Annotated in this window: 18 protein-coding genes; 3 read left to right on the top strand and 15 right to left on the bottom strand. The window is 59.8% G+C overall.

Features of this window, described 5'->3' with window-relative positions:
- Positions 1-301: 301 nt before the first annotated feature.
- From nadA to TBK1r_RS07920, 3 genes are all read right to left on the bottom strand, one after another.
- Positions 302-1,465, bottom strand: coding sequence for a quinolinate synthase NadA (gene nadA / locus TBK1r_RS07930; protein ID WP_419581109.1), 1,164 nt, complete (start codon positions 1,463-1,465; stop codon positions 302-304).
- A gap of 1,071 nt (positions 1,466-2,536) precedes the next feature.
- On the bottom strand, positions 2,537-3,055 hold the full coding sequence (locus TBK1r_RS07925) for an adenine phosphoribosyltransferase (RefSeq protein WP_095742005.1): 519 nt from the start codon (positions 3,053-3,055) through the stop codon (positions 2,537-2,539).
- 163 nt (positions 3,056-3,218) lie between these two features.
- Positions 3,219-5,177, bottom strand: coding sequence for a hypothetical protein (locus tag TBK1r_RS07920; protein WP_145208728.1), 1,959 nt, complete (start codon positions 5,175-5,177; stop codon positions 3,219-3,221).
- A 320-nt stretch (positions 5,178-5,497) separates the two neighbouring features.
- On the opposite strand from TBK1r_RS07920, the gene TBK1r_RS07915 reads away from it, so the two are divergent.
- Positions 5,498-6,469, top strand: a complete 972-nt coding sequence (locus TBK1r_RS07915) for an ABC transporter substrate-binding protein (protein ID WP_419581108.1) — start codon at positions 5,498-5,500, stop codon at positions 6,467-6,469.
- 59 nt (positions 6,470-6,528) lie between these two features.
- On the opposite strand, the gene TBK1r_RS07910 is transcribed toward TBK1r_RS07915, so the two are convergent.
- From TBK1r_RS07910 to TBK1r_RS38420, 5 genes are all read right to left on the bottom strand, one after another.
- On the bottom strand, positions 6,529-7,044 hold the full coding sequence (locus TBK1r_RS07910; protein ID WP_145208726.1) for a hypothetical protein: 516 nt from the start codon (positions 7,042-7,044) through the stop codon (positions 6,529-6,531).
- Positions 7,045-7,793: 749 nt separating this feature from the next.
- The gene (locus TBK1r_RS07905) at positions 7,794-8,063 is read right to left on the bottom strand and encodes a WXG100 family type VII secretion target (protein ID WP_095741995.1); all 270 of its coding nucleotides are present in this window, start codon (positions 8,061-8,063) and stop codon (positions 7,794-7,796) included.
- Between the two features lie 10 nt (positions 8,064-8,073).
- The gene (locus tag TBK1r_RS07900) at positions 8,074-8,967 is read right to left on the bottom strand and encodes a hypothetical protein (RefSeq protein ID WP_419581107.1); all 894 of its coding nucleotides are present in this window, start codon (positions 8,965-8,967) and stop codon (positions 8,074-8,076) included.
- A 208-nt stretch (positions 8,968-9,175) separates the two neighbouring features.
- Complete coding sequence (locus TBK1r_RS07895) at positions 9,176-9,538, bottom strand: hypothetical protein (protein ID WP_372897151.1); 363 nt, start codon at positions 9,536-9,538, stop codon at positions 9,176-9,178.
- A gap of 56 nt (positions 9,539-9,594) precedes the next feature.
- Positions 9,595-10,212 (bottom strand): hypothetical protein, encoded by a 618-nt coding sequence (locus TBK1r_RS38420; RefSeq protein WP_419581106.1) that lies wholly within the window; start codon positions 10,210-10,212, stop codon positions 9,595-9,597.
- A gap of 419 nt (positions 10,213-10,631) precedes the next feature.
- Here TBK1r_RS38420 and TBK1r_RS07885 point away from each other — a divergent pair, with 419 nt between their 5' ends.
- Together TBK1r_RS07885 and TBK1r_RS07880 are read left to right on the top strand one after the other, a co-directional pair.
- On the top strand, positions 10,632-13,061 hold the full coding sequence (locus tag TBK1r_RS07885) for a DNA gyrase/topoisomerase IV subunit A (RefSeq protein WP_145208724.1): 2,430 nt from the start codon (positions 10,632-10,634) through the stop codon (positions 13,059-13,061).
- 51 nt (positions 13,062-13,112) lie between these two features.
- On the top strand, positions 13,113-15,029 hold the full coding sequence (locus TBK1r_RS07880) for a DNA gyrase/topoisomerase IV subunit B (protein ID WP_145208722.1): 1,917 nt from the start codon (positions 13,113-13,115) through the stop codon (positions 15,027-15,029).
- A 174-nt stretch (positions 15,030-15,203) separates the two neighbouring features.
- Here the strand turns inward: TBK1r_RS07880 and ribH are convergent, their stop codons facing one another.
- The 7 genes from ribH to rpoN all read right to left on the bottom strand — a co-directional run bounded on the left by ribH (position 15,204) and on the right by rpoN (position 23,299).
- Positions 15,204-15,674, bottom strand: a complete 471-nt coding sequence (gene ribH, locus TBK1r_RS07875; protein WP_419581545.1) for a 6,7-dimethyl-8-ribityllumazine synthase — start codon at positions 15,672-15,674, stop codon at positions 15,204-15,206.
- Positions 15,667-17,181, bottom strand: a complete 1,515-nt coding sequence (gene rho, locus TBK1r_RS07870) for a transcription termination factor Rho (RefSeq protein ID WP_145208718.1) — start codon at positions 17,179-17,181, stop codon at positions 15,667-15,669. Before rho ends, ribH begins: the two co-directional genes overlap by 8 nt.
- A gap of 180 nt (positions 17,182-17,361) precedes the next feature.
- Positions 17,362-18,081, bottom strand: coding sequence for a dephospho-CoA kinase (gene coaE / locus TBK1r_RS07865; RefSeq protein ID WP_145208717.1), 720 nt, complete (start codon positions 18,079-18,081; stop codon positions 17,362-17,364).
- Complete coding sequence (locus tag TBK1r_RS07860; protein WP_145208715.1) at positions 18,063-18,779, bottom strand: zinc ribbon domain-containing protein; 717 nt, start codon at positions 18,777-18,779, stop codon at positions 18,063-18,065. The genes coaE and TBK1r_RS07860 overlap by 19 nt, the downstream gene beginning before the upstream one ends.
- A 61-nt stretch (positions 18,780-18,840) precedes the next feature.
- Positions 18,841-20,343 (bottom strand): class I adenylate-forming enzyme family protein, encoded by a 1,503-nt coding sequence (locus TBK1r_RS07855; RefSeq protein ID WP_419581105.1) that lies wholly within the window; start codon positions 20,341-20,343, stop codon positions 18,841-18,843.
- 4 nt (positions 20,344-20,347) lie between these two features.
- On the bottom strand, positions 20,348-21,682 hold the full coding sequence (locus TBK1r_RS07850; RefSeq protein ID WP_145208711.1) for an excinuclease ABC subunit UvrC: 1,335 nt from the start codon (positions 21,680-21,682) through the stop codon (positions 20,348-20,350).
- 153 nt (positions 21,683-21,835) lie between these two features.
- On the bottom strand, positions 21,836-23,299 hold the full coding sequence (gene rpoN / locus TBK1r_RS07845) for an RNA polymerase factor sigma-54 (protein WP_419581104.1): 1,464 nt from the start codon (positions 23,297-23,299) through the stop codon (positions 21,836-21,838).
- Positions 23,300-23,395 lie beyond the last annotated feature (96 nt).

The raw sequence follows: 23,395 nt of genomic DNA, 5'->3' as shown, positions 1-23,395 counted from the left end.
GGAGCTTTCCTTTGACAGGAGCGGTCCGAACACGTTGTCGAATTTGGTAGGGTTCAGGCGACAAAATGCCGGGTTGGTGAGCGACGATAAGCCGGGTGCCCACGATGGATTTTCCTTGCAGAAACGCAGGATGCCCTCGCATCAACCGCCATTCCGCACTCCCGGAAGTATAGTTACCGCAAAAATCAACTGTCAACGAAATCGGCATTAAAAGCATCAAACGCCCAGTTTGCCCCGATTCAACGTGGTGAAACTTTGTCCCTCGTCGAGTTTGCACCGGGTTTGACGGTCATAGGGGCCGCTATTTCACCGCCAACATCCGCTCCAATGCGACCAAACTCCACTTGGTCACCTCTTCAGACACCTCGATCGTGTTAACCGGAGTCCCCTCGCGGAGATTCTCCAACGCCCAGCACAAATGGGGCAGATCGATGCGATACATCGTCGCGCACATGCACAGGACGGGGCTGAGGAAGTGGATTTCTTGCTCGGGATGCTCGGCCTTGAGCCGATTGACCAGATGCAACTCGGTTCCGATCGCCCACTTCGTGCCCGGCGGACTTTCTTTCACCGTTCGGATGATCAAGCCCGTGCTGCCGGAGACGTCGGCCAAATCGTTGACCTCCCGCGGACATTCCGGGTGCACCAAGATTTTGATCCCCGGGTGCTGTGCCCGAAATTGTGCGACGTGCTCGGGGCGGAACATTTGGTGGACGCTGCAGTGGCCTTTCCACAAGATCACCCGGCTGTCTTGGATCGCCTGGTCATCGTTTCCGCCGAGTTCCAATTCGTACGGATCCCAAACCGGCATCTGGTCTTCGGTGATCCCCATCTTGAGGGCCGTGTTGCGTCCCAGGTGCTGATCGGGGAAGAAAAAGACACGGTCGCCGCGTTCAAAAGCCCATTCCAGCACCGCCCGGGCGTTGCTGCTGGTGCAGACGATGCCGCCGTGTTTTCCGCAGAACGCTTTCAAACTGGCAGCGCTGTTGATGTACGTGACCGGGATCACCCGCTCGGTGTCGATGACTTCGGACATGTCTTCCCAGGCCGCCTCGACCTGGGCAATCGCCGCCATATCGGCCATCGAACAGCCTGCGGCCATGTCCGGCAAAATCACTCGGACACGTTCCCCGTTCCGGCTGGCAAGTTTTTCCGGACGGTTGGCCAGGATGTCGGCCGTTTCAGCCATGAAGTGCACACCGCAAAACACGATCGTCCGGCACGTTTCACTCTGCGCGGCCATCTCGGACAACTGATAACTATCGCCGCGCAGGTCGGTGTGCTCGACCACTTCATCCTGCTGGTAGTGGTGCCCCAAGATCAGCAACGAGTCTCCCAGTTCCTGGCGAACGGCCGTGATTCTCGCGATCAACTCCTCGCTGGAGAGCGTCTTGTAGGTCGCCAGTTGGTGAGCCGCGTGGGTGTTCGGATCGGATGGGACGGTAGGGAGCGTTGGCGTGGTCAAGGGACTCACTTTCAAAAAGACGGGGAACGAGCGACAAGCAACCGGCCTGCCACTGGTTCTATTGTAGGGGAGGTTGACCATTCGGTCGATTCACCCGCCCCATTGCCGTCCATTTCTCCCCCGTGGGTCCATCGCAGGGAGGTGTCCAGCTGCCCGGCGATTGAAATTCGCGGCGGAGCAGCGAAATCCTGGACACTAGCGCAGGTTGGTGTCCAGCCTTCAGACGCATCCCCACGCGCTGCGAAGCAGCACGATGGGCGGCTGAAGCCTGCACACCAGCGCAGGTTGGTGTCCAGCCTTCAGGCGCATCCTCCCGCGCTGCGAAGCAGCAAGACGGAGCGGCTAAAGCCTGCACACCAGCGCAGGTTGGTGTCCAGCCTTCAGACGCATCCTCCCGCGCTGCGAAGCAGCAAGACGGGCGGCTGAAGCCTGCACACCAGCAACCGTTGGTGTCCAGCCTTCAGGCGCATCCTCACGCGCTGCGAAGCAGCAAGACGGGCGGCTGAAGCCTGCACACCAGCAACCGTTGGTGTCCAGCTTTCAGGCGCATCCCCCGCGCTGCGAAGCAGCAAGACGGGCGGCTAAAGCCTGGACACCAGCGCAGGTTGGTGTCCAGCCTTCAGGCGCATCCTCCCGCGCTGCGGAGCAGCAAGACGGGCGGCTGAAGCCTGCACACCAGCAACCGTTGGTGTCCAGCTTTCAGGCGCATCCCCACGCGCTGCGAAGCAGCAAGATGGGCGGCTGAAGCCTGCACACCAGCGCAGGTTGGTGTCCAGCCTTCAGGCGCATCCGCACGCGCTGCGAAGCAGCAAGACGGAGCGGCTAAAGCCTGGACACCAGCGCAGGTTGGTGTCCAGCCTTCAGGCGCATCCTCCCGCGCTGCGAAGCAGCAAGACGGAGCGGCTAAAGCCTGGACACCAGCGCAGGTTGGTGTCCAGCCTTCAGGCGCATCCTCCCGCGCTGCGAAGCAGCAAGACGGGCGGCTGAAGCCTGCACACCAGCGCAGGTTGGTGTCCAGCCTTCAGGCGCATCCGCACGCGCTGCGAAGCAGCAAGATGATCGACGCGAAACTTAATAGACGATGGCCGATTCGACGCGGTAGGGCTGCAGCTTGGTTTCGCCCTTTAGCCCGGCCAAGTGAATCAGGAACGAACACCCCAAGATCTCGGCCTGGCAGAGTTCCAGCAGTTTGCAACAGGCCTGCATCGTGCCGCCGGTCGCGAGCAGGTCGTCGACGATGATCACCCGCTGGCCGGGAAGCACGCCGTCGATGTGGACGTGCAACTCGTCACTGCCGTACTCCAGGTCATACGAATGGGAATGCGTTTCAAAGGGCAGCTTGCCGGGTTTTCGAATCGGCACGAACCCGGCGTTCAAGTGCAGCGCCAACGGCGCGGCAAAGATGAATCCCCGCGCTTCGGCGGCGGCAACCACGTCGACCGTTTCTCCGTCGAACGGTGCCGCCATGGCTTCGGTGGCAGCCTTGAAGGCCTGGGGATCGAGCAGCAACGGGGCGATATCGCGATAGATGATTCCCGGCTTGGGAAAATTGGGGATGTCGCGGATGAAACTTTTTAGATCAATCGTCATCAGATGGTCTTGAGCGTGTCGAGATGAAATTCGCCTAGTGCTCCGTCTCAGCTAAATTTTCGGGTAGTGGACGAGGCGACGAGTCCTCTGCAGTCGGCATATTGGCAAGGACTCGTCGCCTCGTCCACTACCGCCCACCCGAAACGCAAGGTGACACGGAATACTAGTCGTTGCTAGACATCCCGCTGGCAGCCATGCGGCTCGACGCGATCAGATCGCGGTGGTGGTACCACAAGCGATGCAACGAGATGAACAGGAACGCGTTGGCAACGAGCGAGCATAACAAGAAGACGTTGACGTAGGGGTTCGATCTGCCGATCGCACCCGCGATCCCTGCCTGGTCGGCCGACGGCGGGCGGTTGCTCTGGCTGGGATCTCGTTGGCCCGGGTCTCGCTGACCGACGCCACCCGCAGCTCCGGTGCCGGCAAGGTTGGGCCGATCCGCCGCGCTGACGCCACCGACAGGCGGTCGCAACGACCCCGCCGCCGTGACTCCATTGCCGCCGAGCAAACGGTCGCTGGCACTGGGCTGGCCCAGCGATGAATCAGCCGGCAGCGCCGAGCGGACGCGCTCGGCTTCCAGTTTAGCCAGACGCTCTTCTTCCATGCGACGCTTTCGACCGATCGTCAGCTCCCACTGAGTTTCCTCATCCACACGCTCGCCAAATCGATCCAAGACATAACGTTCCTTGTCGATCGGATTGCCGTACTTGTCATAGGACCACGCCCCTGGCGGCAATCCATCGATGTCTTTCTGGGACAAACGCGGATCCACGTCGGTCCTGCGCGTAGAATTGTCTTCTGAACCCCAAGTGCCGCCACCCGTCGTGGTGGTGAGGCCATCAAGACTGGCCAGACGCGGATCCATCCCCGCCAATCCGCCCGGTTGAGACGTTCCGGCCGGTGGTTGAACGCCTGGCAGGTTCCATCCCGCCTGTCCACCCACCCCGATGCCTCCGGCCGACCAGCGCCCCGGTGCGGCTGCGTTGGCTGTCGTTTCGGCACTCGCCTGAGCCGCTTGCTGTTTCGCCAAATACTCTCGATAGCTGGCATAGAGGTCGTTCACGAAGGCCTTGTCGCCCATCCGCGGATCAGTCGGTTGGACCCCAAACAATTGCCCTAGCTGAGCAATCTGTTCGTAGGTCCAACTGGAAGGCACACTGGGAGGCGTCGTGCTGGTCGCCGCGTTCCCGCTGGTCGCCCCGGTCGAGGTCATCGAGCGGGGATCGGCCGCAGGGAATCCCAATGCCGAACCACCGGTCGCGGTTTGCCGCGATGCAGCTCCACCGGACAGGCTTCCCGGATACAAGAGGTCTTGCTGCGCCGTCGTCCTGGTCGAGTTTTGTCCAAAATTTTGCGTACCGAAATTTTGGGAATTGGCGGTCTGGGGAGACGCGGCGTTTGAATTGGTTCGGTTGTTGGCATTGAAGACCGACAGATCGTAGTTGGCTTCTTGAGCGGTCGGTGGGCCGTAGACGGGGCGGTTTGTCGGACTCGGCGACGCCGTGGCCGGATTCCGTGCGAACTCGCTGCCGAACGTGGCGTTGGATCCCGCCGTGTTGCCTTGGTCTGGCAACCGAACGCCGGACGGTAGACTGCCAAAGCCTCGCGATGCCCCGCTGCCGGCGCTGCTTGTCGATCCCGTCGACTCTCGCGCGTTCGCCATCAATTGAGCTTCGCGACTTTGCGGATCCTGGGTGGCACCGACCGTTGCAATCGTGTTTCGGTTTGGGTTGCTGCGGAGGTCGTTGGGCAACGTCGGAGACGACTGGCCGCCAAACGCGGTGGAACCCACCGGCTCGGTCGTCGGTCGCTTGACCCCGGACGTCGTCTCGGAAAGCCAGGCACGATCGCGGGAGGTTGTCGGATCGGTCGTCGGGCCACCGGCTCGAGGCCCCACACGTTGTGTGTCGACTCCGCCGGTAAAATTCGGCAAGCTCATCGAAGCCGATCCGCCGGCGCCACGCGACGACTCCGCGGGCGATCCGAAACCGCCAGAAAGCGACGACGGAATTTCAAATCCGCCGCTCGGCCCCTGCGCCACAAGCCGGGCAGGCGCGATCTGGAGGATCGAGATCAGTGCGGCAACGGCGACCATCAAATAACGAATGGTTTCGCCCATGACATTCTTCCCTGAACAAACGATTGGACTTCAAATCCGTTTCACGGCCAAACCCGATGAGCTGAGCTCCAAATAAGACCACCAAAACAGAACGCTAAACAGCTCAGACGCATTTCCGGCGCGTGTTTCATGACAAGGTAACGGCAGCGGCGGCCAAACGTAAAGAGAGGTTTCACGCCAGCTGCCCGGCGAAACGTTCGCCGCAGTGCTCTTCGCCGACCGCGGCAGGCTGAACCAGTGGATTCGCAGCTGCCTTGCGGATTGATACATTGCAATCATTCTGCAAACGCCACTCCAACGGGCCGCCCGAGCCAAATCCGATGAAGCTTCTGCAACTTCCCTACCTTGCCGTTCTTGTCATCCTGGCCGGATGCAATTCGACGCCCGCGCCGTCACCCGACGGCGGCACGCCCATTCAGGTCCAATTGAACTGGTATCCCGAAACCGAACACGGGGGATTATTCCAAGCTCTGGCTGACGGATCTTATCAGGCCGAGGGGTTTGACGTGACGGTCCAGCCGGGGGGACGGGCCACACCGATCGGTCCCGAACTGGCCTTGGAGCGTGCTCAATTCGCGATCGCCAATGCGGACGACGTGATCATCTATCGCCAACAAGGAATCGACGTCGTGGCGGTGATGGCCGCGATGCAAAACCACCCGCGTTGCATCCTGGCCCGCAAGGACAGCGGCGTGGAATCGTTTGCCGACCTGAAGGGCAAAACACTGCAACGCCAGGCCGGACGCGCGTTTGTCGAATTCATGCGTTCCAAAGGGATCTTGGACGGGGTCAAGGAAGTGCCCTACCACGGCAGCATCGCGTCGCTGGTCGGCGATCCCAATATCGTGATCCAAGGTTACAGCTGTGCCGAACCCCTGCTCGCCGAACAGCAGGGGGTGCCGGTCAACACCTTGATGGTTAGCGATCTCGGGTTCAATCCCTACTCGAGCGTTCTGGTGACGACAGGAAAACTGATCCGCGAGCAACCCGATCTGGTTCGGCGTTTCGTCGCAGTCACGCGACAGGGCTGGCGCGACTATCTGACCGACGGCAGCCAAGGCAACGCAGCGATCTTGACCGTCAACGAAGAAGGCATGACGCCTGAAGCACTCGAGTTCGGAGCCAAGGTGATGCGCGACCTGGCGATGCCGGACGCGGCGGGTGTCGAAATGGTCGGCACGATGACCGCTCAGCGATGGAGCGAACTGTTCGAACAGCTCACCGCGCTCGATCTGGTCGACCCAAACAAGGTCCGTGTCGAAGACTGCTACACACTCGAATTTGTGGATTGAGTGAAGCAGGTGGCAGCGGGCGATCCACGACAATGCGACTCTTATTCCCCGCTCGTGGCTTATCGCCTGGACGGGCTCTTGGACATCAGCCCCACGTCCCACTCCACCTTCCATTTTCGGTTGCGGTAAACCATCTCTTGCAACGAATCCAAGTCTTCGGGATTGGTCACATAGCCGTGAACCGACAACCGCTCATCGGTCTGCAGCGGCGGCGCGTGATAGGAGATCGTGACCAGTTCGTATTGCGACTTGGATTTCACTTGAGACCGCAAACGATTCGCCTCGCGGACGCGGGCGCGCGTTTCGTGAAGACCGTTTCGATACGAATCCACTCCGATCACGATCCCGGTCAGTGTCGCGATGACAATCACCGCGGTCATGATCCGGCGTTCGTTGGTCCTTGTTTTTCCGCGTCGAAAATACCAGATCACCGCTTCGAAAATGGCGATCCCGAACGTCGCCCCAAACCCGAAGGCGGCAACCGGGCCGAACAAGTAGTATCCCAAAGCGACGAGCAGCAAGTTCAGCGCTGTCGCGCCGACGCAGATCATCAATTTGAAACGTGGTGATTGCATGGAAAAGGAAACCCTCTTGCCCTGCAAGCTACTCGCAGGACACCCAATCGACTTCAGTGACACCACCCTGCAGATGAGACGACATGCGAAAAACACTTTCGCGCAGAATGGATGCTCATCAGGGTGAACGCGATAACACTGTGCTACAGCCGCAATAAATGTTTGGGATCGCGAGGGAAAACGGGGAAAAACCCGTTATCGACAAAGAGGACTGCCCATCTAAACCCAACAAACCGTTCGCCGAGGGCAACGGCCGCACGTTTTGAGGGTTTGCCCCCATACCGCCAGAGCACTCGAATTCTACGTCAGCTCAATGTTCGCGTAGTGGACGAGGCGACGAGTCCTCTGTAGTGGACGAGGCGACGGGGCCTCTGTAGTGGACGAGGCGACGAGTCCTCTGCAGTGGGCGTGTTGGCAGAGGACTCGTCGCCTCGTCCGCTACCGCCTACCGGAAACGCAAGGCGTTTTGGCGGAGGACTCGTCGCCTCGTCCACTACCGCCTACCGGAAACGCAAGGCGTTTTGGCAGAGGACTCGTCGCCTCGTCCGCTACCGCCTACTCGAAACGCAAGGCGTTTTGGCGGAGGACTCGTCGCCTCGTCCGCTACCGCCTACCGGAAACGCAAGGCGTTTTGGCGGAGGACTCGTCGCCTCGTCCACTACCGCCTACCCGAAACGCAAGGCGTTTTGGCAGAGGACTCGTCGCCTCGTCCACTACCGCCTACCCGCAATGCGAGGTGACACGGAATACTACCTGCCCAGGTAGGCGTCGATTTGTTCCGCTTTGCGCAGCAGATACGGAATGTGCTGCTCAGTGGTCTTGACCAATCGTGACAGCTGACGCAGTTGCTCGCTGAACTCGCCCGCAAATTTGCGTTGCTGTTCATCACGCCACGTTTGCTCGAGCTGATTCATCTGCGTGCCCAAAGCCGTCGATCGCTCTTTCAACTCCTCGGTGAAGCGATGCAGATGGGAAGCGAATTGTCGTAACTGTTCGGGATCAACGACGGCTTGATTCATGGTCGGGCTCTCAGGACTTCGACGGCGAGGAGGTTGCTTGAAGACGCTTCAGGTGCGCTTGGTATTGTTGCCCGGTCGCATGCAATGACAACTTGTCGGCCAGCTCGCAGAGCAGTTTCAAGCTGGCGTGACGCAGGGATTCCGGCGCGACGACGGACCGTCGCAGCGCCACGGCGCGCAGCTCCTTCATGGCCGGCAAGTCTTTTCCGAGCGCGAGCAGGCAGCGGGCACGCAGGAAATGCGCTTGCGGCGAAAACTCGTCCAGCTCCAACAGGTGCCCCGCGTCGGCAAAGGACTCTTCAAACAGTTCGGCGTCGAATTTCGCATCGGCCATCGCCAATCGCAACTGGATCTGAGACGGGTCGCGCGCCAATCGGGCGCGACACACTTCGATCCGTCGCATCGCCCAATCGCCACGACTTCGCTCCAACTCTCGATCCGCTTCGGGCGTTTTCAACCGCGAGGCGAGATCACTGACTTCGCGGTATTGTTGCAAGGAGCGGGCAAGGATCGCCTCTTCCAACTGAAACAAGACGCGTTCGTCGTCGGGAAAGATCTGCGTGGCCTGTTGCAGCAACCGTTTGGCTTCCAGCGGCCGATGTTCGCTGCGATAGATACCGGCCAGTTCCAAGAAGCCATCCAAATCGGTCGGGTTGGCTTTTAACTTGTGCTCCAATTCCTGGCGCCGTTCCAGTTGAACGGTGCGGCGTTGTTCCCGCTGATCGTCATCCAATTGCTCGTTCGGATCCGTCACGTTTTTTCGCAGCAACTCGCCGGGGCTGACCGGCCGCCATCGGCCTCCGTCGAGCGGGCTGAGATCGGGGTTGCCGGAGTCGACCATGGACTGCCTTGATGGCGTTTGATCCCCGGCCGAGGAAGCGGTCGTTGTGTCGGGATCAGCCATCGGTTCACTGCGCGGCAAAAGAAAAGAGCATCGCCGCGGACCGCGGCGGACACTTCAGTGTGAACGCAAACGCGGCGGGATGCAAATCTAGTATGACGCCGCACCTTGGTTTTCGGGTAGGCGGTCGTGGACGAGGCGACGAGTCCTCTGCCAAGATGCCGACTACAGAGGACTCGTCGCCTCGTCCACTACCCGCGCGGCGATGCCCCTACCAGGGCGCTCGGATGTAGTAGTAACCGAACTGGTCGGTGTGACTGGGCCATGCCGGCGTTGGTCGGAACGCCCCCCGCGGGCCGGCGCCGATGCCCGGTGCGTTACGCCCGTATTGGGAATTGATCGGGTACATCAAGTTCTGCCCCACACCCCACGAGTACGTTTGACGCATGTTGGCTGTCGGCGGAACGACAACCGCCAAGGGTTGGCCCCAGCTTTGGTGATAGTAGCCGCCATGCCACGGATGGCTGACCGGGGGGCTCTTTTGAAACAGCCCCGGCCCCGCGGCGGTCGCGTCGGATTGCGAGGCAATCGGAAGGGTCGCCAGGCACGCGACGAGTACGAACAGCGTACGCATGAGTTTGATCTCGGTGGGTGGAAGTGAAACGTGCCGGTTCAGAACCGGCGTTAAATTCAGCGCGGCAAACGCAACTTGTTCCAGTACAGATTGCTGATCGCTTGCTTGACCGGCGGATAGGAATAATGCACTTTCGTGCGATTGATGCCACGTCCGTTGTCGTAGTAGTTGTGGTAACGGTTGGTGTGCTTGTACAGAAATTCGTGCGGGTACAGCGGCTGGTACGTGTTGAACGTGTGCCCGACGAATGCCGGTACGGGGACCGGCGAGACGTACATCTGGGCGTTGGCCGTGTTGCAATTGCCACCGGAGTAGAAATTGTAAAACAGATCCGAGTGGTCGTACTTGCGGTCTTCACAGACGGCGAAATCGCCACCGCCGTAGGTGCCGCGGAGTTTCCCCAGCACACCGCCACCACCAGCACCACCACCGACGACGACGCCACTATCACCGCTCGTGTAGACGCCGCCTTGGCAATTCACACAGCCGCTGTCGCTGATCGTGGCCGAAGCCAGATCGCCGATGTAGCCGCCCGAGGCCGGCAGCGCGGTATCGCTGACGACCTGGCTGGAGACGATAAAGGATTCGCCTTGCGCCATGGCATTACCGGCCGAAGCGACAAGTGCCAGCACCGCGACGGCGCCGTAAAATTGTTTTGTCAATCGAAGTTTCATCCGGTGGTTCCTCCGAACCCTTGTTTTCAGCCATTGATTCCGTTCTCGCCCGACCCCCGGATGCGATCCGCCGCCATTCCCTCTCGGCGGTAGCAGACCACCCCAATCGGGATCCCCCGAAGGCGGCCGGCCGGATGCGGGCATTTCTTCTTCACACGGTTTGTTGTTTCGGCGGGATTGCCCACTGGGCGATAGTTCGGCGCGTGGCGCTGGCGATTTCGGATCATTTCGGAGCACCGCTAACACCGGCGTCGACTGCATTTGCCATTCGACCCGGCCAACCGCTAAAGTCTGCCGCCACTGCCTGTCTAGAATTTTCACCGTCTCTACCCTAACTTGGGCAAATCGGCGCGACCCTGCGACCGATGGAGAAGGTGAAGAACGCACCGTATTAATTTGTGTAAAAGGATCCCTATCGCGTGGCAAAACGACGTCCCCGCAAGCAATCGGAAAAGAACGGCAAATCGTTGTTTGACGCCGTCGAGGAATCGCTCCTGACGGCGGTCCCGCTGCGCCAGGCGGCTCAGGAACGCTACCTCAATTATTCCCTGTCGGTGATCACCAGCCGGGCGTTGCCGGACGTCCGCGACGGACTCAAACCCGTCCAGCGACGCATCCTCTACACGATGCACCAACAGGGGCTCTCCAGCACCGCCAAGCACCGCAAGTGTGCCAAAGTCGTCGGGGACGTGATGGGTAACTATCACCCCCACGGCGACAGCTCGATTTACGAGGCGCTGGTCCGCATGGCCCAGCCCTTCGCCATGCGGATGCCGCTGGTCGACGGCAGCGGCAACTTCGGCAGCGTCGACGGCGACAACGCCGCGGCGATGCGTTACACCGAGTGCCGCATGACGCCCGTCGCCGGCGAAGTGCTGACCGATCTGGCGACCCGCACCGTCGCCTACAAGGCCAACTATGACGGCAGCCGCGAAGAACCCGTCGTCCTGCCCAGCCGCCTGCCCAACCTGCTGCTCAACGGCGCCACCGGCATCGCCGTCGGGATGGCCACCAACATCCCGCCACACAACCTCCGCGAGATCTGCAACGCACTGCTGAAGCTGTTGCGCGATCCGGAAATCAAAGACTATCAACTGGTCGCCAACGATGCCGTCCAGGCACCGGACTTTCCCACCGGCGGCCAAATCATCAACACCAAGGAAGAACTGCGCGAGATCTATCAGACCGGCCAGGGCACGATCAAGCTGCGCGGCACCATCAAACAAGGCACCAAGGATCGCGGCGGAAAGGTCATTCAAATCGACTCGATCCCCTACAGCGTCAACAAGGCGCTGTTGGTCGAACGCATCAGCGAACTCGTCTTCGACGGCAAGCTGCCACTGGTCACCGAAGTCCGGGATCTGTCGACCGATGAAATCCGCATCGACCTGCTGCTCAAGAAAGACGCCGACGAAAAGAAGGTGCTGGCGTTTCTCTACAAGCACACCGATTTCCAAAAGAACTTCAACGTCAATCTGACCTGTCTGGTTCCCACCGAAAACCCCGAACTGGGAACGCCCGAGCGACTCTCTCTCAAAGAAATGCTCTGGCACTTCCTGCACTTCCGCTTGGAAGTCGTCACCCGTCGCCTGGAAAACGAACTGGCGTCACTGGAGCGGCGGATCCACATCCTGGAAGGTTTCGCGCTGATCTTCGACGCGCTCGATCAGATCATCAAGATCATTCGCCAATCGGACGGCAAAGCCGATGCGGCCGAAAAAATCATGAAACGGTTTCCGGCCAGCAAAGGTGGCTTGGACGCCGAGCAGACCGACGCGATCCTGGAACTGAAACTGTATCGCTTGGCGCGTCTGGAAATCAATCTGATCCTGGATGAACTCAAAGACAAAAAGAAACGCGCCCAACAGATCCGTAAATTGCTCAACGAAGACACCAAGGACACCAACGCTTCGGGCCGCTGGAAAATCGTCCGCGAAGAAATCGAGGGGCTGATCACGACCTACGCAAGCGACGCCGCTAGCCGTCGTCGGACCGAGATCAATGCCGTCGAAGTCGAAGTCGAGTATTCGGTCGAAGACTTTATCGTCGCCGAAAACTGCCACGTCCTGGTCACCACCGACGGCTGGGTGAAACGGCAAAAACAAATCGTCGATCCCTCCAAGAGTCGACTCCGCCAAGGCGATTCGGTGCTCGCCTGCATCGCCGGCAGCACCCGCGCCACCCTCGGCCTGTTCTCGTCCCTCGGTGTTTGCTACACGACCCGTTTCATCGACATCCCCGCCTCGACGGGCTTCGGTGAACCGATTCAAAAGCTGTTCAAGATGAAGGACGGCGAACGCATCATCGCAGCGATCTCGTTCGACCCGCGTTGCATCGGCAAGATTCACGAAGACCCCAAGCACCCCGATTACTGTCCCGAAATCCACGCCTTCGCCGCCTCAAGCAATGGCTTTGCTCTGCGTTTCGGACTGGCCCCGTTTGCCGAACCGTCGACCCGCAGCGGACGCCGGTACGCCCGCGTCACCGGCGACGCCGCCATCATCGATGTGATCCCGATCACCGGCAGCGAAATCATCCTGGCCGTCTCGGAAAACTGTCGCGCGATCGTGTGCGAATCCGAAGAAGTCAATTATCTCTCCGGAGCCGGAAAAGGCGTCACCCTGATCCGATTGGCCAGCGGTGATCGCCTGCTCGGATTCAAAGCCAGCAGCGGCGACCGTGACCTGTTGACCATCGAAACCAATCGCGGCGCACGCAAAACCGTCTCCACCGCCAAGTACCGCGTCACCAGTCGCGGCGGCAAAGGCGTCGAGCTGCAAAAGAACGGCAAGATCGCCAAGATCATCTCGCCGCCCATCGCCGCCCCCGCACCCTTCGACGACGATTGACGCCCCACCTCCCTATCTCCTTGTCTCCCCGCCTCCCTGTCTCGATCATCCATGACAGCAATCGCCACTAAATCGACCTACAACGCCGACGCCATCGTCGCACTCGAAGGCCTGGACCCGGTCCGGAAGCGTCCGGGCATGTACATCGGGGGCGTCGGCACCGCGGGGCTGCACCATCTGATCTGGGAAATCGTCGACAACTCGGTTGACGAAGCGATGAACGGCCACGCCAGTGAGATCGTGGTCACGCTTCACAAAGATGGTCAAACCATTTCGGTCGCCGACAACGGCCGCGGCATCCCGGTCGACAAGCACCCCAAGACGAAAAAGCCCGCGCTCGAAATGGTGCTGACGATTCTGCACGCCGGCGGCAAATTCGAAGGCCAGAACTACAAGACCGCCGGCGGTCTGCACGGCGTCGGGGCGTCGGTGGTCAACGCGCTCAGCAAAGAACTGACGGCGGTGGTTCGTCGCGACGGCGCGCAGTACAAGATGGAATTCCAACGCGGCAAGCCGACGTCGAAACTTAAGAAACTCAAGGGCGCCATCCGCGGCAGCGGGACGACGATCACGTTCACCCCCGACCCGCAGATCTTTCCCAAGACGACGTTCGATTCGACGTTGATTCGCGCCCGCCTGGAAACGGCCAGCTTCTTGCACCGTGGCGTCAAAGTCACCTACGTCGATGAAGTCGCCAAGACCAAAGAATCGTTCGTTCACGAACAAGGCATCGTCGACTTTCTCAACAAAGTCCTGAAGGAACGAAAGGCGCGTCCGATCCACGCGACTCCCTTCAGCCATTCGGTCGACGACGACATGCGAATCGAAGTCGTCTTGCAGTGGACCGAATCGACCGACGAACACGTCCGCAGCTACGTCAATGGAATCCCGACCGGCAGCGGCGGAACCCATGAAAACGGTTTCCGTGGCGGGCTGAACAAGGCCGTGCGAAACTACATCGACACCCACAATCTGACGCCGCGTGGCGTCAAGATCACCCACGAAGATATCCGCGAAGGAATGGTGGGGATCATCTCGGTCTTCGTCAGCGAGCCGCAGTTCCAGGGTCAAACCAAAGACCGCTTGAACAACCCGGAAGTCCAGACGTCCGTCGAAGCGGCGGTGCGCGGCGAAATCGAACAATGGATGAACAGCAATCGATCCATCGCCGACTCGATCGTCGCACGGATCATCGCCGCCGCCCGCGCCCGTGCCGCCTCCCGAGCTGCGTCCGAAGCCGTCTCGCGTAAGGGCGGTGCGAAACGAACGATGTTGCCGGGCAAACTGAGCGATTGTCTGTCCAGCGGAAAGATGGAGTCCGAGCTGTTTATCGTCGAAGGTGATTCCGCCGGTGGTAGCGCGAAACAAGGCCGCGATCGAAACTACCAGGCCATCCTTCCGCTCCGCGGAAAAGTCCTGAACACCGAAAGCGCGACGCTGAAGAAGATTCTGGACAACAAAGAAATCCAAGACATGGTCGCGTCACTCGGTTGCGGGATCGGCCCCAAGATGGACATCGGCGGTCTCCGCTACGGCCGCATCATCCTGTTGGCCGATGCCGATTCCGATGGACACCACATCACGACGCTGCTGTTGACGTTCTTCTATCGCCACATGCCACAATTAATTTCCGACGGGCGGTTGTTTATCGCCGTCCCGCCGCTGTATCGAATCGATCTGGGCAAGGAAACCTACTGGGCCAAAGACGACGCCCATCGCGAAGAAATTTTGCAGAAGCACGGCGGACGGGCCAAACCGGAAATCACGCGTTTCAAAGGACTCGGCGAAATGATGCCCAAAGTCCTCTGGCAAACCACGCTCAACCCCGCCCAACGTCAACTGCTGCGGGTGGAAGTCGACGACCAACTGGAAACCGACCGCGTGATCAGCGACCTGATGGGACGCGATGCATCAGCCCGGTTCCGGTTCATCATGGACCGCGCCGCAGACGCCGAAGTGGATGTCTAGGTGCGGCTGGAAGATGGAAGGCAGAATGATACGGGGCAGAATGATGGAAGGCAGATACACTGGACCTAAAAAATGACCGTGTGGCATAGTGACGGGGAGGGAATGTCTCGTATCATTCTGCCCCGAATGATTCTGCCTTTCCCCTGCCCGATTCCTCCACGGAATCGCCAGCGCTCACGCCGTTAGTTTCTCGCCCAACCGCAACAACTCCACCACCGCTTCGGCGGCTTCGTTGCCTTTGTTGCCGACCGTTCCGCCGCTGCGCTGAAGCGCTTGTTCGAGCGTGTTGCAGGTCAGTAGTCCAAAACCGATGGGTTTGCGGGTTTGGACACCCAATTGCATCACCGCATCGCTGACGCTGCGATTGATATGTTCATCGTGCGTCGTTTCGCCCTTGATCACGCAGCCGAGCGTGACAACGCCGAGCACATCGTCGCGGTCGAGTGCATTGGCGGCCACCATGACCAGTTCCCAGGCACCGGGGACGCGGATGATCTCCAGGTCGGCTTCGGTGTAGCCGGCTTCGGTCAGCGTTTCGACGCTGCCGCGGACCAGTGAATCACAAATGCCTTCGTTATAGCGACTGGCGACGATGACAATTTTGCCGGAGGGCAGCTGGCCATCAACACCCGTAATCTCAGTCAACATCCTTCACGCTCAGCAAAAACTCGGCATTGTTCTGTGTCTTTTTCAACCGTTTGATCAGGTCGTCCATGGCATCGACCGGCGAGACCTCGGACAACGCGCGTCGCACCGCAGAGATCCGTTTGAACTCCTCTTTGTCCAGCAGCATTTCTTCGCGGCGCGTGCCGCTTCGGCTGATGTCGATTGCCGGCCAGATCCGTCGATCCACCAACGCCCGGTCCAAGACGATTTCCAGATTTCCGGTCCCTTTGAATTCCTCAAAGATCACGTCATCCATCTTGCTACCGGTGTCGACCAACGCGGTGGCGATGATCGTCAGCGACCCGCCCTCTTCGGTTTTTCGGGCCGAGCCAAAGATCGACTTGGGTTTCTGCATCGCGCCGGCATCCAGACCGCCGCTGAGCAACTTGCCGGTGGATTCGCCGTCACTGTTGTGGGCCCGGGCCAGCCGCGTGATTGAATCGAGGAAGACGACCACGTCGACGCCGGCTTCAACCATCCGTTTGGCTTTTTCGATCACCATCTGAGCGACTTGGATGTGTCGCTGGGCGGGTTCGTCAAACGTGCTGCTGATGACTTCGCACTGCGGCCCACGGACTTCGCGTTCCATGTCCGTCACTTCTTCGGGACGTTCATCGATCAGCAGAATAAACACATAGGCTTCGGGATAGTTTGCCAGGACCGCGCGAGCCATGTTTTGCATCAGCACGGTTTTGCCGGCGCGGGGTGGGCTGACGATCAAACCACGTTGTCCAAACCCGATCGGCGTCAACATGTCGACCACGCGTGTGGACATCTCGCCGCCTTCGTGCTCCATCATGATCCGACGATCGGGATGCAACGGCGTCAGGTCCTCAAACGGGATCGCGGCGTTGCGTTGCGAGGGGTCGCGTCGATTGATCGCCTCGATTCGCAGCAGGGCGAAATAGCGTTCATTTTCTTTGGGCGGACGGATCTGGCCGGCGACATGGCTGCCGGTTTGCAGTCCGAAGCGTCGAATTTGGCTGGGCGAAACATAGATGTCGTCGGGACACGAGACGTAATGATGTTTGCTGCTCCGCAGAAACCCGAACCCGTCGGGCAGGATCTCCAGCGTCCCTTCGCCATACATCAAACCACCGACTTTCATGCGGTGCTTCAAGACGGCAAAGATCAGCTCCTGCTTCGTCATCATCTCAAAGTCGGGGATCGCGTCTTCGCGAGCCATTTCAAACAGTTTCGAGTCCTCCATCTCCTGCAACTGGGCCAGGTTCAGCTGGGGACCGTCGCCGCCGGAGGGAATCCCGACGCGTTGTCCGACCTTGGTCGCTTCGCTGACGATCTCTTCGGGCAGCGAGAGCGGATCTCGTTCTGCGTCGAGTTCGCGGATACGTCGATCGACGACCTTGTCCGGATGTCGTTGTTGGCGTTGCCGGCGGTGACTGGAATAATCACGTGATCCGCCATGACGTTTTGGTCCGCGATCATCAGCGCGGTGTTCGTCGCCCGAAGGCCGATTGGATTGCATAGTCGTGGCGCCCGGGGAGGACGCGTGGGAAGAAGAGGAGTGGAGAGTTTGGCAGCAAACTGCAACGAGGAGGGAGGCAGGAGGAGGTGTCTGAGGGGACCGGTGAAGGAGACACGAAGACTGAGGGTAACGGAAATATGACCGTCGTTGAAAGGGAACCGACGCTTTGCGGGGCCTGAATTAGGAAATCGTCCCGCGGTCGGAGGAACAGTGACGCTCCGGGGGCGCCGATTCGGCGGCCAGGGGAGCATCGGCTGCAGAAATCATTCTAACGAGATCCTGCCACCGTAGACGAAGATTTTGGTGCAAAGCATCTAAGGTCGCGTCATTGCGCATAATCAGATTGCTGAGTCGGCATTTCGTCTCTATCGGCATCTGATTGGCCTCGCGTCGATCCAGTTCGGCCGCGTCCCAGCCCCGTTTTTTGCAGCGAAGCAAACGATTCTCACGTGTCGCGTCGACACACCAAATCTGGTCGCAACTACGGTCCCAGCCGGATTCAAACAACAGCGGCGCGTCCAGCAACGCGACCCGTCGCCCGCGATCGGCGGCTTCGACAATCCGGCGCTGAATCTCCTGGCGGGTCAGCGGGTGCACCAGCGATTCGAGATACGCCAGATTGTCCCGCTTTACCTGATCGTTACCAAAGACCAAATCGGCCAGGGCAGCGCGATCGATCGTTCCGTCGGAATTGAGAATGCTGTCGCCGAATCGTGCCGTCAGCGCCGAGACGACGTCGGGGCGACCGAGACAGTCGCGGGCGATCAGGTCGGCGTTGATCCATTCCGCCCCGAGGGACGCCAAAAATTCGGCCGCCGAAGATTTTCCGCCGGCCGGTGATCCGACCAACCCCAAAATCAACATCGCATCGCTCAACTCGGTTACGGAAGATAAAGCCAAGACGAACAGGCCGGACAATGTGTCAAGAATCCCAAGCGGACGCGATCAACCATCTGCGTCGTCAACGTCTGATTGCACCCGCCACAGGAATCGTCTTCGATCGGTGCCAACGCTTCGTCACCGCGGCCTTCGGTTAAACGTTTGTACTCCGATCGCACCGCGACCGGGACCTCCGCTTCTGCCTTGGCCAGTTCATTGCGGACGTGGTCCAAATCGGCTTGCACCACGACCATCCGGTTCTCCACCTGCTCGACGCGTTTTTTGTGCTCGGCCGTCTTTTCTGCCAACTCACGCTCGGCTACCACGACGGCTTCCTGTAGCTCGTCGATGCGTTCCAGTCCTTCAAAAATCTCGTCACTTTGAACGCTGTTGGCCTGTTCGTCGGCAGCGATCTGCTCCTTCAGAAGATCAAATTCCTTGTTGCTCGACGCCGTATTCAGCTTGGCTTTCAGGTTCTCGATCCGATCCTCTCGCGTCTTCAATTGCAGCTGTTTTTCGTCGCATGCCAGCGTCGCGGCTTTGACCGCCTGCTTGGCCTGGTCGAGCGCATCCTGACTGGCCTGGACCACGCCCTCACCCGCCTTGATCTGTCTCGGCCCCCGTTCGAGCTGCCCCTCCAAGTCGCCAATTTGCAAAAGCAGTGAGTGCAAGCGACGCAACAACGCGCTTTCGAATTGTGTCTTGTTGTCGACGGCCATGAAGATCTAGTTCCCGAGGAGAAGTGAACGCAGCGGGCTCCATGATACCGCCCGATCCCGCTCAGCAGGAACCCGTCGACCGATCCAGGTAACGCAGCATCTCGGATCGCCGAATTGCCCCTTTTCGATTCAACAGCTGCTGCCTGAGGTTTTCGGGAAACACCAAGCGATGGATCCGTTTGGGCTGTTCCCAACGTGGCAGCGTGCGGACGATCGCGTCGATTTCAGGCATCGGAAGCGTCGACTCGGTCGTCTCCACCCAAAACTCGACCGATCGTCGTTCCGCCCCCGCCGATACCACTGCCGTTCGCACCCCGTTGATCGCCACCAGCCGCTGCTCCAGTCCCATCGGGTCGATCTTGTGCCCGTTGGACAAAACGATCCGGTCGTCGCAGCGTCCCAGAATCTGTAACTGACGTGTGGAGGGACAGACGCGCACGCGATCGCCGGTGTCCAGCCAACCCGCCGCGTCGATGCGGCAGGCCGTCGCGTCAGGATCCTGCCAATAACCGCGCATCAGATGCGGCCCACGCACAAACAGCCGGCCTTCAGCCGGCCTCGCTTCGTTCGGCCCGCCCTCGTCCACCGGTTCCTCTGCCAGGCGATATTCCCAGCCATCAACGAAGCGACCGGCGTGGCCGGGAATCGAATCATCGGGCGTTTGGCTGGCGATCACCGGCCCCGCTTCGGTCAAGCCATAACCCTGGATCACCGTCACACCGCGCTCGCCCCACCGCCAAAACTGATCCTCCGTCATCGCCGCCCCACCGCAGCCGACCAACCGCAGCGACGGCGGAACCGTTCCGCTTTCTAGCACGCGGCCTGCCAAGCTGGGGACCAGGTTGCACAGCGTCGGCTCATGTCGCTCACAAACGCGTTGCCATCCCTCGAACCCGCGGGCGATCGCCAACGTGCATCCGGACAGCAACCAGGTGCCCAGATCGCATGTCCTGGCGTAACCATGAGCGATCGACAGCACTGTCAAACGCAGATCCGTCGTGGACTGGGGAACCGACCGCAATTTGGCAGCGGCATTGAGCAACTGACTCGCGTGCGACAACGCAACTCCCTTGGGTTCGCCCGAGGTGCCGCTGGTCCACAACACCAGCGCGTCGTTTGTCGGTGAAACCTGCGGCAGCTCCACGACGACCGATCGAGCGGAGTTTGACCGCGTCGCCTCGTAGCCGCGGCGAACCAGTTCTTGCTTGGCCGCATCGTCCAGCCAATCACAATCGATCTTGCGGCGACAGCTCGCCAAATAGTCGTCTCCGCCGTCCACGTCCACCGGGATCTCGATGATCCCCGTAGCTTGGCAGGCCAACGCGATCACAACGTCGGCCGGTGTATTGCGGACGACGTGCATGAGGGGGGCGTGATGCGAATCGTGCGACCGCAGCAGAGCAGCAACCGCCTTCACCCAGCGTCCCAGTTCCGCCCAGGTCACCGAGTCCGTGGCTTGGAACGCATCCGAATGATCCCAAAGCAGCAGCGCCCGCCCCGCGGCAAATTGCTCCGCGTTTCGGTTCAGTGCATCGACGAGGGTGCGGATAGAAGATGGCACCATGCATTCACCGATCGAACGTCGATTTGTTGCGGAGAATGTGGTGGTAGTGCTGAGCGAATCGGTGTGATTCATCGCGAACGTATTGCAGCAATCGCAGCGCAAACGAATTCTTGCTCAACCGCAGTGGCTCGCTTTCGCCCGGCCGAAAGATCTCCTCGTCGCGTTTGGCGAGCGAGATGACGGTCGGCGGCGTGATGTCTTGATCGCGGAATGCCGCCATCGCCGCGCTCAATTGGCCTTTCCCGCCATCGATCAGCAAGATGTCGGGGAACGCGTCGCTGTCATCGCTGAGCCGGCGAAAGCGTCGTGAGACTACTTCATAGATACTGCGATAGTCATCGATGCCGTCGACGTCGTTGATTTTGAAACGACGGTAGCCCGGCTTAAAGGGCAGCCCGTCGATGAATTGGACCAGGCTGGCGACGGTTTGTCCGCCGCCCAAATGCGCGATGTCCACGCCTTCGATGACCCGGGGTGTTTCGTTCAGCGACAACACCTTGCGAAGACCGGCCAGGCCTTTCTTTGGGTCGATATAAAACACCTCCGGCTGGGCATGCGTGTCCAGTTCGCCGCGTTCTTCCAGTCGCTCCAACATTTGGATTTCATCGCGAACGATGGCCGCACGCTCGAAATCCAATGCTTTGCTGGCCGCCGTCATCTCGTCCCGCATCTCCTTGATCAATTTGCGTTTCCCGCCCTCGAGAAACGTTTGCAGCCGCTTGATGTCGCGTCGGTATTCTTCTTTGCCGATGCGGAAATTGCAGGGTGCGGTGCACTGATTGATGCTGGCCAACAGACAGGGGCGAAACCATTTCCAACGTTCATCGGACTCCGAGATGTCCAACGAACAGGTGCGAAATTTAAAGATCCGCTGCAGCACTTGGATCGCACCGCGGAGCGCGCCGGCACTGGCAAACGGTCCGTACAGTTTGACGCCCTTCTCTTTCGGTTCCCGCGTGACTTCGACCCGTGGAAATTCTTCACGCGTCGTGATCATCAGATAGGGAAAACTCTTGTCGTCCTTGAGTTCTTTGTTGTGCTTCGGTTGGATGTCCTTGATCAGCCGCGACTCCATCAACAAGGCATCGACCTCGCTGTCGCAATCCATGTAGTCGATGTCGGCGATCTCCCCGATCCAGCCGGCCGTCCGGGCGTCCTCCGCCGCGGCTTTCAGAAAATAGCTTCCGGCGCGACTGCGCAGGTTCTTGGCTTTGCCGACATAGATCACCCGCCCGGCATCATCCTTCATCAAGTAGACGCCGGGAGACTGGGGAAACGTTTTGACCTTGGCGGCAGCCTGGTCAAATCCGAGCGGTGAGTCAGCAGAAGAGTCGGTCATCCACGGTTAAAAGTTGTTGAAGACGTGCATCCCAGCACGTGGCGTCAGCCAGTGGCGTGTGACGGAAAAGCCACCGCTCGGCGCGCCGCTCGCTGACGCTTCCCGCTGGGATCACCGGGAATCACGAGCTGCGTGCTCAGCGGCAATCCCGCTTTACTTCTTCGCCAGCGACCAATCCTTGCGTTGACGGCTGCTGGGAATGCCCATGCGTTTTCGGTACTTGGTCACCGTTCGCCGCGCCACCGTCATGCCTTCTTCGGCGAGTTTCTTGACCAGACTTTCGTCGCTGAGCGGATCGCGTTTGTCTTCGCTGTCGATCAACTCTTGCAGCTTCAACCGGATCGTATCCCACGCGACGTCTTCGCCGTCATCGGTTTGCGTACCGCCGACGAACAGACGATGCAGTGGAATGATTCCGCGCGGCGTCTGCATCCATTTGTCGTTGACCGCGCGGCTGACCGTGGTCACGTGCACGCCCACCTTTTCGGCGATCTGTTGCATTTTCAGCGGCTCGATCGCTTCGGGGCCTTCGTCAAAGAACTTCTTTTGATGCGCGACGATCGCTTCGGCGACTTTCGTCAACGTGCTTCGTCGTTGCTCGATCGATTCAATCAACCATTGGGCGCTGTTGATTTTGCGTTTGATGTACTCGCGTTCTTCTTCGGTGCACGACTGGTCTTGAAGCCGTCGGCGGTAGTATTCGCTGATGTACAGCGACGGAACACGGTCGTCGTCCAGTGTGATCTTGTAATCGCCGTTCTCGTCTTGCTCCAAGATGATGTCAGGCGTCACGTTGGGAACGTAGGTTTCCATGAACGCGGCGCCGGGCTTGGGATTGAGGATCTGCAGTTCGGCCCGGACGGTTTGAATCAGCTCGATGGAATAGCCTGTCGCCTTTTGGATTTGGGGCAATCGGTTGGCGGCCAAATCCTCCAAGTGCGAGCTGATCAGTTTTTCCATTTCCTCAAAATGCTCGAACTCCGGACGCAATTGCATCAACAGGCATTCGCTCAAGGAGCGGGCGGCGATGCCGGTCGGTTCGAGCGATTGGACGACCTTCAGCGCCCGCTCGGCGACTTCGTAGTTTTCGGCGGTGTGGTCGCTGGGCAGCAGATCCGCCAACGGCGTCCGCAGGTAACCGCCGTCGCGGGCGTCCAGGGTGCTGATGATCCGTTCGGCGATCCGTTCGACATCGTCGTCGATGTCCAATTCGGCGAGCTGGTGAAGCAGGAAATCGTTCAGCGATTCGGGGCGCGACTGGGCATTGGCCATCAGGTCGTGTCGCCGATCGGCTTCCTCTTGCATCCTGCCGGACGAACGCCGGAAGGAATCGTCAAACGTGTTGGGCAGCTCCGAGACCATGTTCTGCAATCGCTCGAAGTCGTCCGAGTTGTCGCCGCTGTCTTCAACGACCAACTCCTTCTCATCCTCGCTGCGATTGTCGGCCGAGGGCGGCAGATCGCCGTCTTCGAGACTGCCCGGCTCGCTCTCCTGCTGTTCCAGCAAAGGATTCTCGTTCATCTCCTGTTCGATGCGTTCCTGCAACGCCAGCATCGGCAATTGCAGAATCTCCATCGACTGGATCATCCGTGGGGCCAGTTTTTGAGTCTGAACCATTCGGGCCTGCAGGCCCATCGACATTCGCATTCCGCTCATGAGATCCGCTTTACACGTTTGGACGCTCTTTCACCAACGCAATGACTTTCCTGCGCG

Origin of the sequence: Stieleria magnilauensis, assembly GCA_007753675.1 — a bacterium.
In the GTDB taxonomy this organism is placed as follows: domain Bacteria; phylum Planctomycetota; class Planctomycetia; order Pirellulales; family Pirellulaceae; genus Stieleria; species Stieleria magnilauensis.
This window is presented reverse-complemented; position numbering and strand designations above follow the sequence as displayed.

Excerpts from the sequence above, each read along its gene's own strand:
- TBK1r_RS07900 (WP_419581107.1), bottom strand. The coding sequence starts at position 8,967 with ATGGCTGATCCCGACACAACGACCGCTTCCTCGGCCGGGGATCAAACG.
- TBK1r_RS07905 (WP_095741995.1), bottom strand. The coding sequence starts at position 8,063 with ATGAATCAAGCCGTCGTTGATCCCGAACAGTTACGACAATTCGCTTCC.
- TBK1r_RS07850 (WP_145208711.1), bottom strand. The coding sequence starts at position 21,682 with ATGACCGACTCTTCTGCTGACTCACCGCTCGGATTTGACCAGGCTGCC.
- TBK1r_RS07855 (WP_419581105.1), bottom strand. The coding sequence starts at position 20,343 with ATGGTGCCATCTTCTATCCGCACCCTCGTCGATGCACTGAACCGAAAC.
- rpoN (WP_419581104.1), bottom strand. The coding sequence starts at position 23,299 with ATGGTTCAGACTCAAAAACTGGCCCCACGGATGATCCAGTCGATGGAG.
- TBK1r_RS07860 (WP_145208715.1), bottom strand. The coding sequence starts at position 18,779 with ATGGCCGTCGACAACAAGACACAATTCGAAAGCGCGTTGTTGCGTCGC.
- TBK1r_RS07925 (WP_095742005.1), bottom strand. The coding sequence starts at position 3,055 with ATGACGATTGATCTAAAAAGTTTCATCCGCGACATCCCCAATTTTCCC.
- TBK1r_RS07895 (WP_372897151.1), bottom strand. The coding sequence starts at position 9,538 with ATGCGTACGCTGTTCGTACTCGTCGCGTGCCTGGCGACCCTTCCGATT.
- TBK1r_RS38420 (WP_419581106.1), bottom strand. The coding sequence starts at position 10,212 with ATGAAACTTCGATTGACAAAACAATTTTACGGCGCCGTCGCGGTGCTG.
- TBK1r_RS07880 (WP_145208722.1), top strand. The coding sequence starts at position 13,113 with ATGACAGCAATCGCCACTAAATCGACCTACAACGCCGACGCCATCGTC.
- TBK1r_RS07920 (WP_145208728.1), bottom strand. The coding sequence starts at position 5,177 with ATGGGCGAAACCATTCGTTATTTGATGGTCGCCGTTGCCGCACTGATC.
- rho (WP_145208718.1), bottom strand. The coding sequence starts at position 17,181 with ATGCAATCCAATCGGCCTTCGGGCGACGAACACCGCGCTGATGATCGC.
- TBK1r_RS07915 (WP_419581108.1), top strand. The coding sequence starts at position 5,498 with ATGAAGCTTCTGCAACTTCCCTACCTTGCCGTTCTTGTCATCCTGGCC.
- TBK1r_RS07910 (WP_145208726.1), bottom strand. The coding sequence starts at position 7,044 with ATGCAATCACCACGTTTCAAATTGATGATCTGCGTCGGCGCGACAGCG.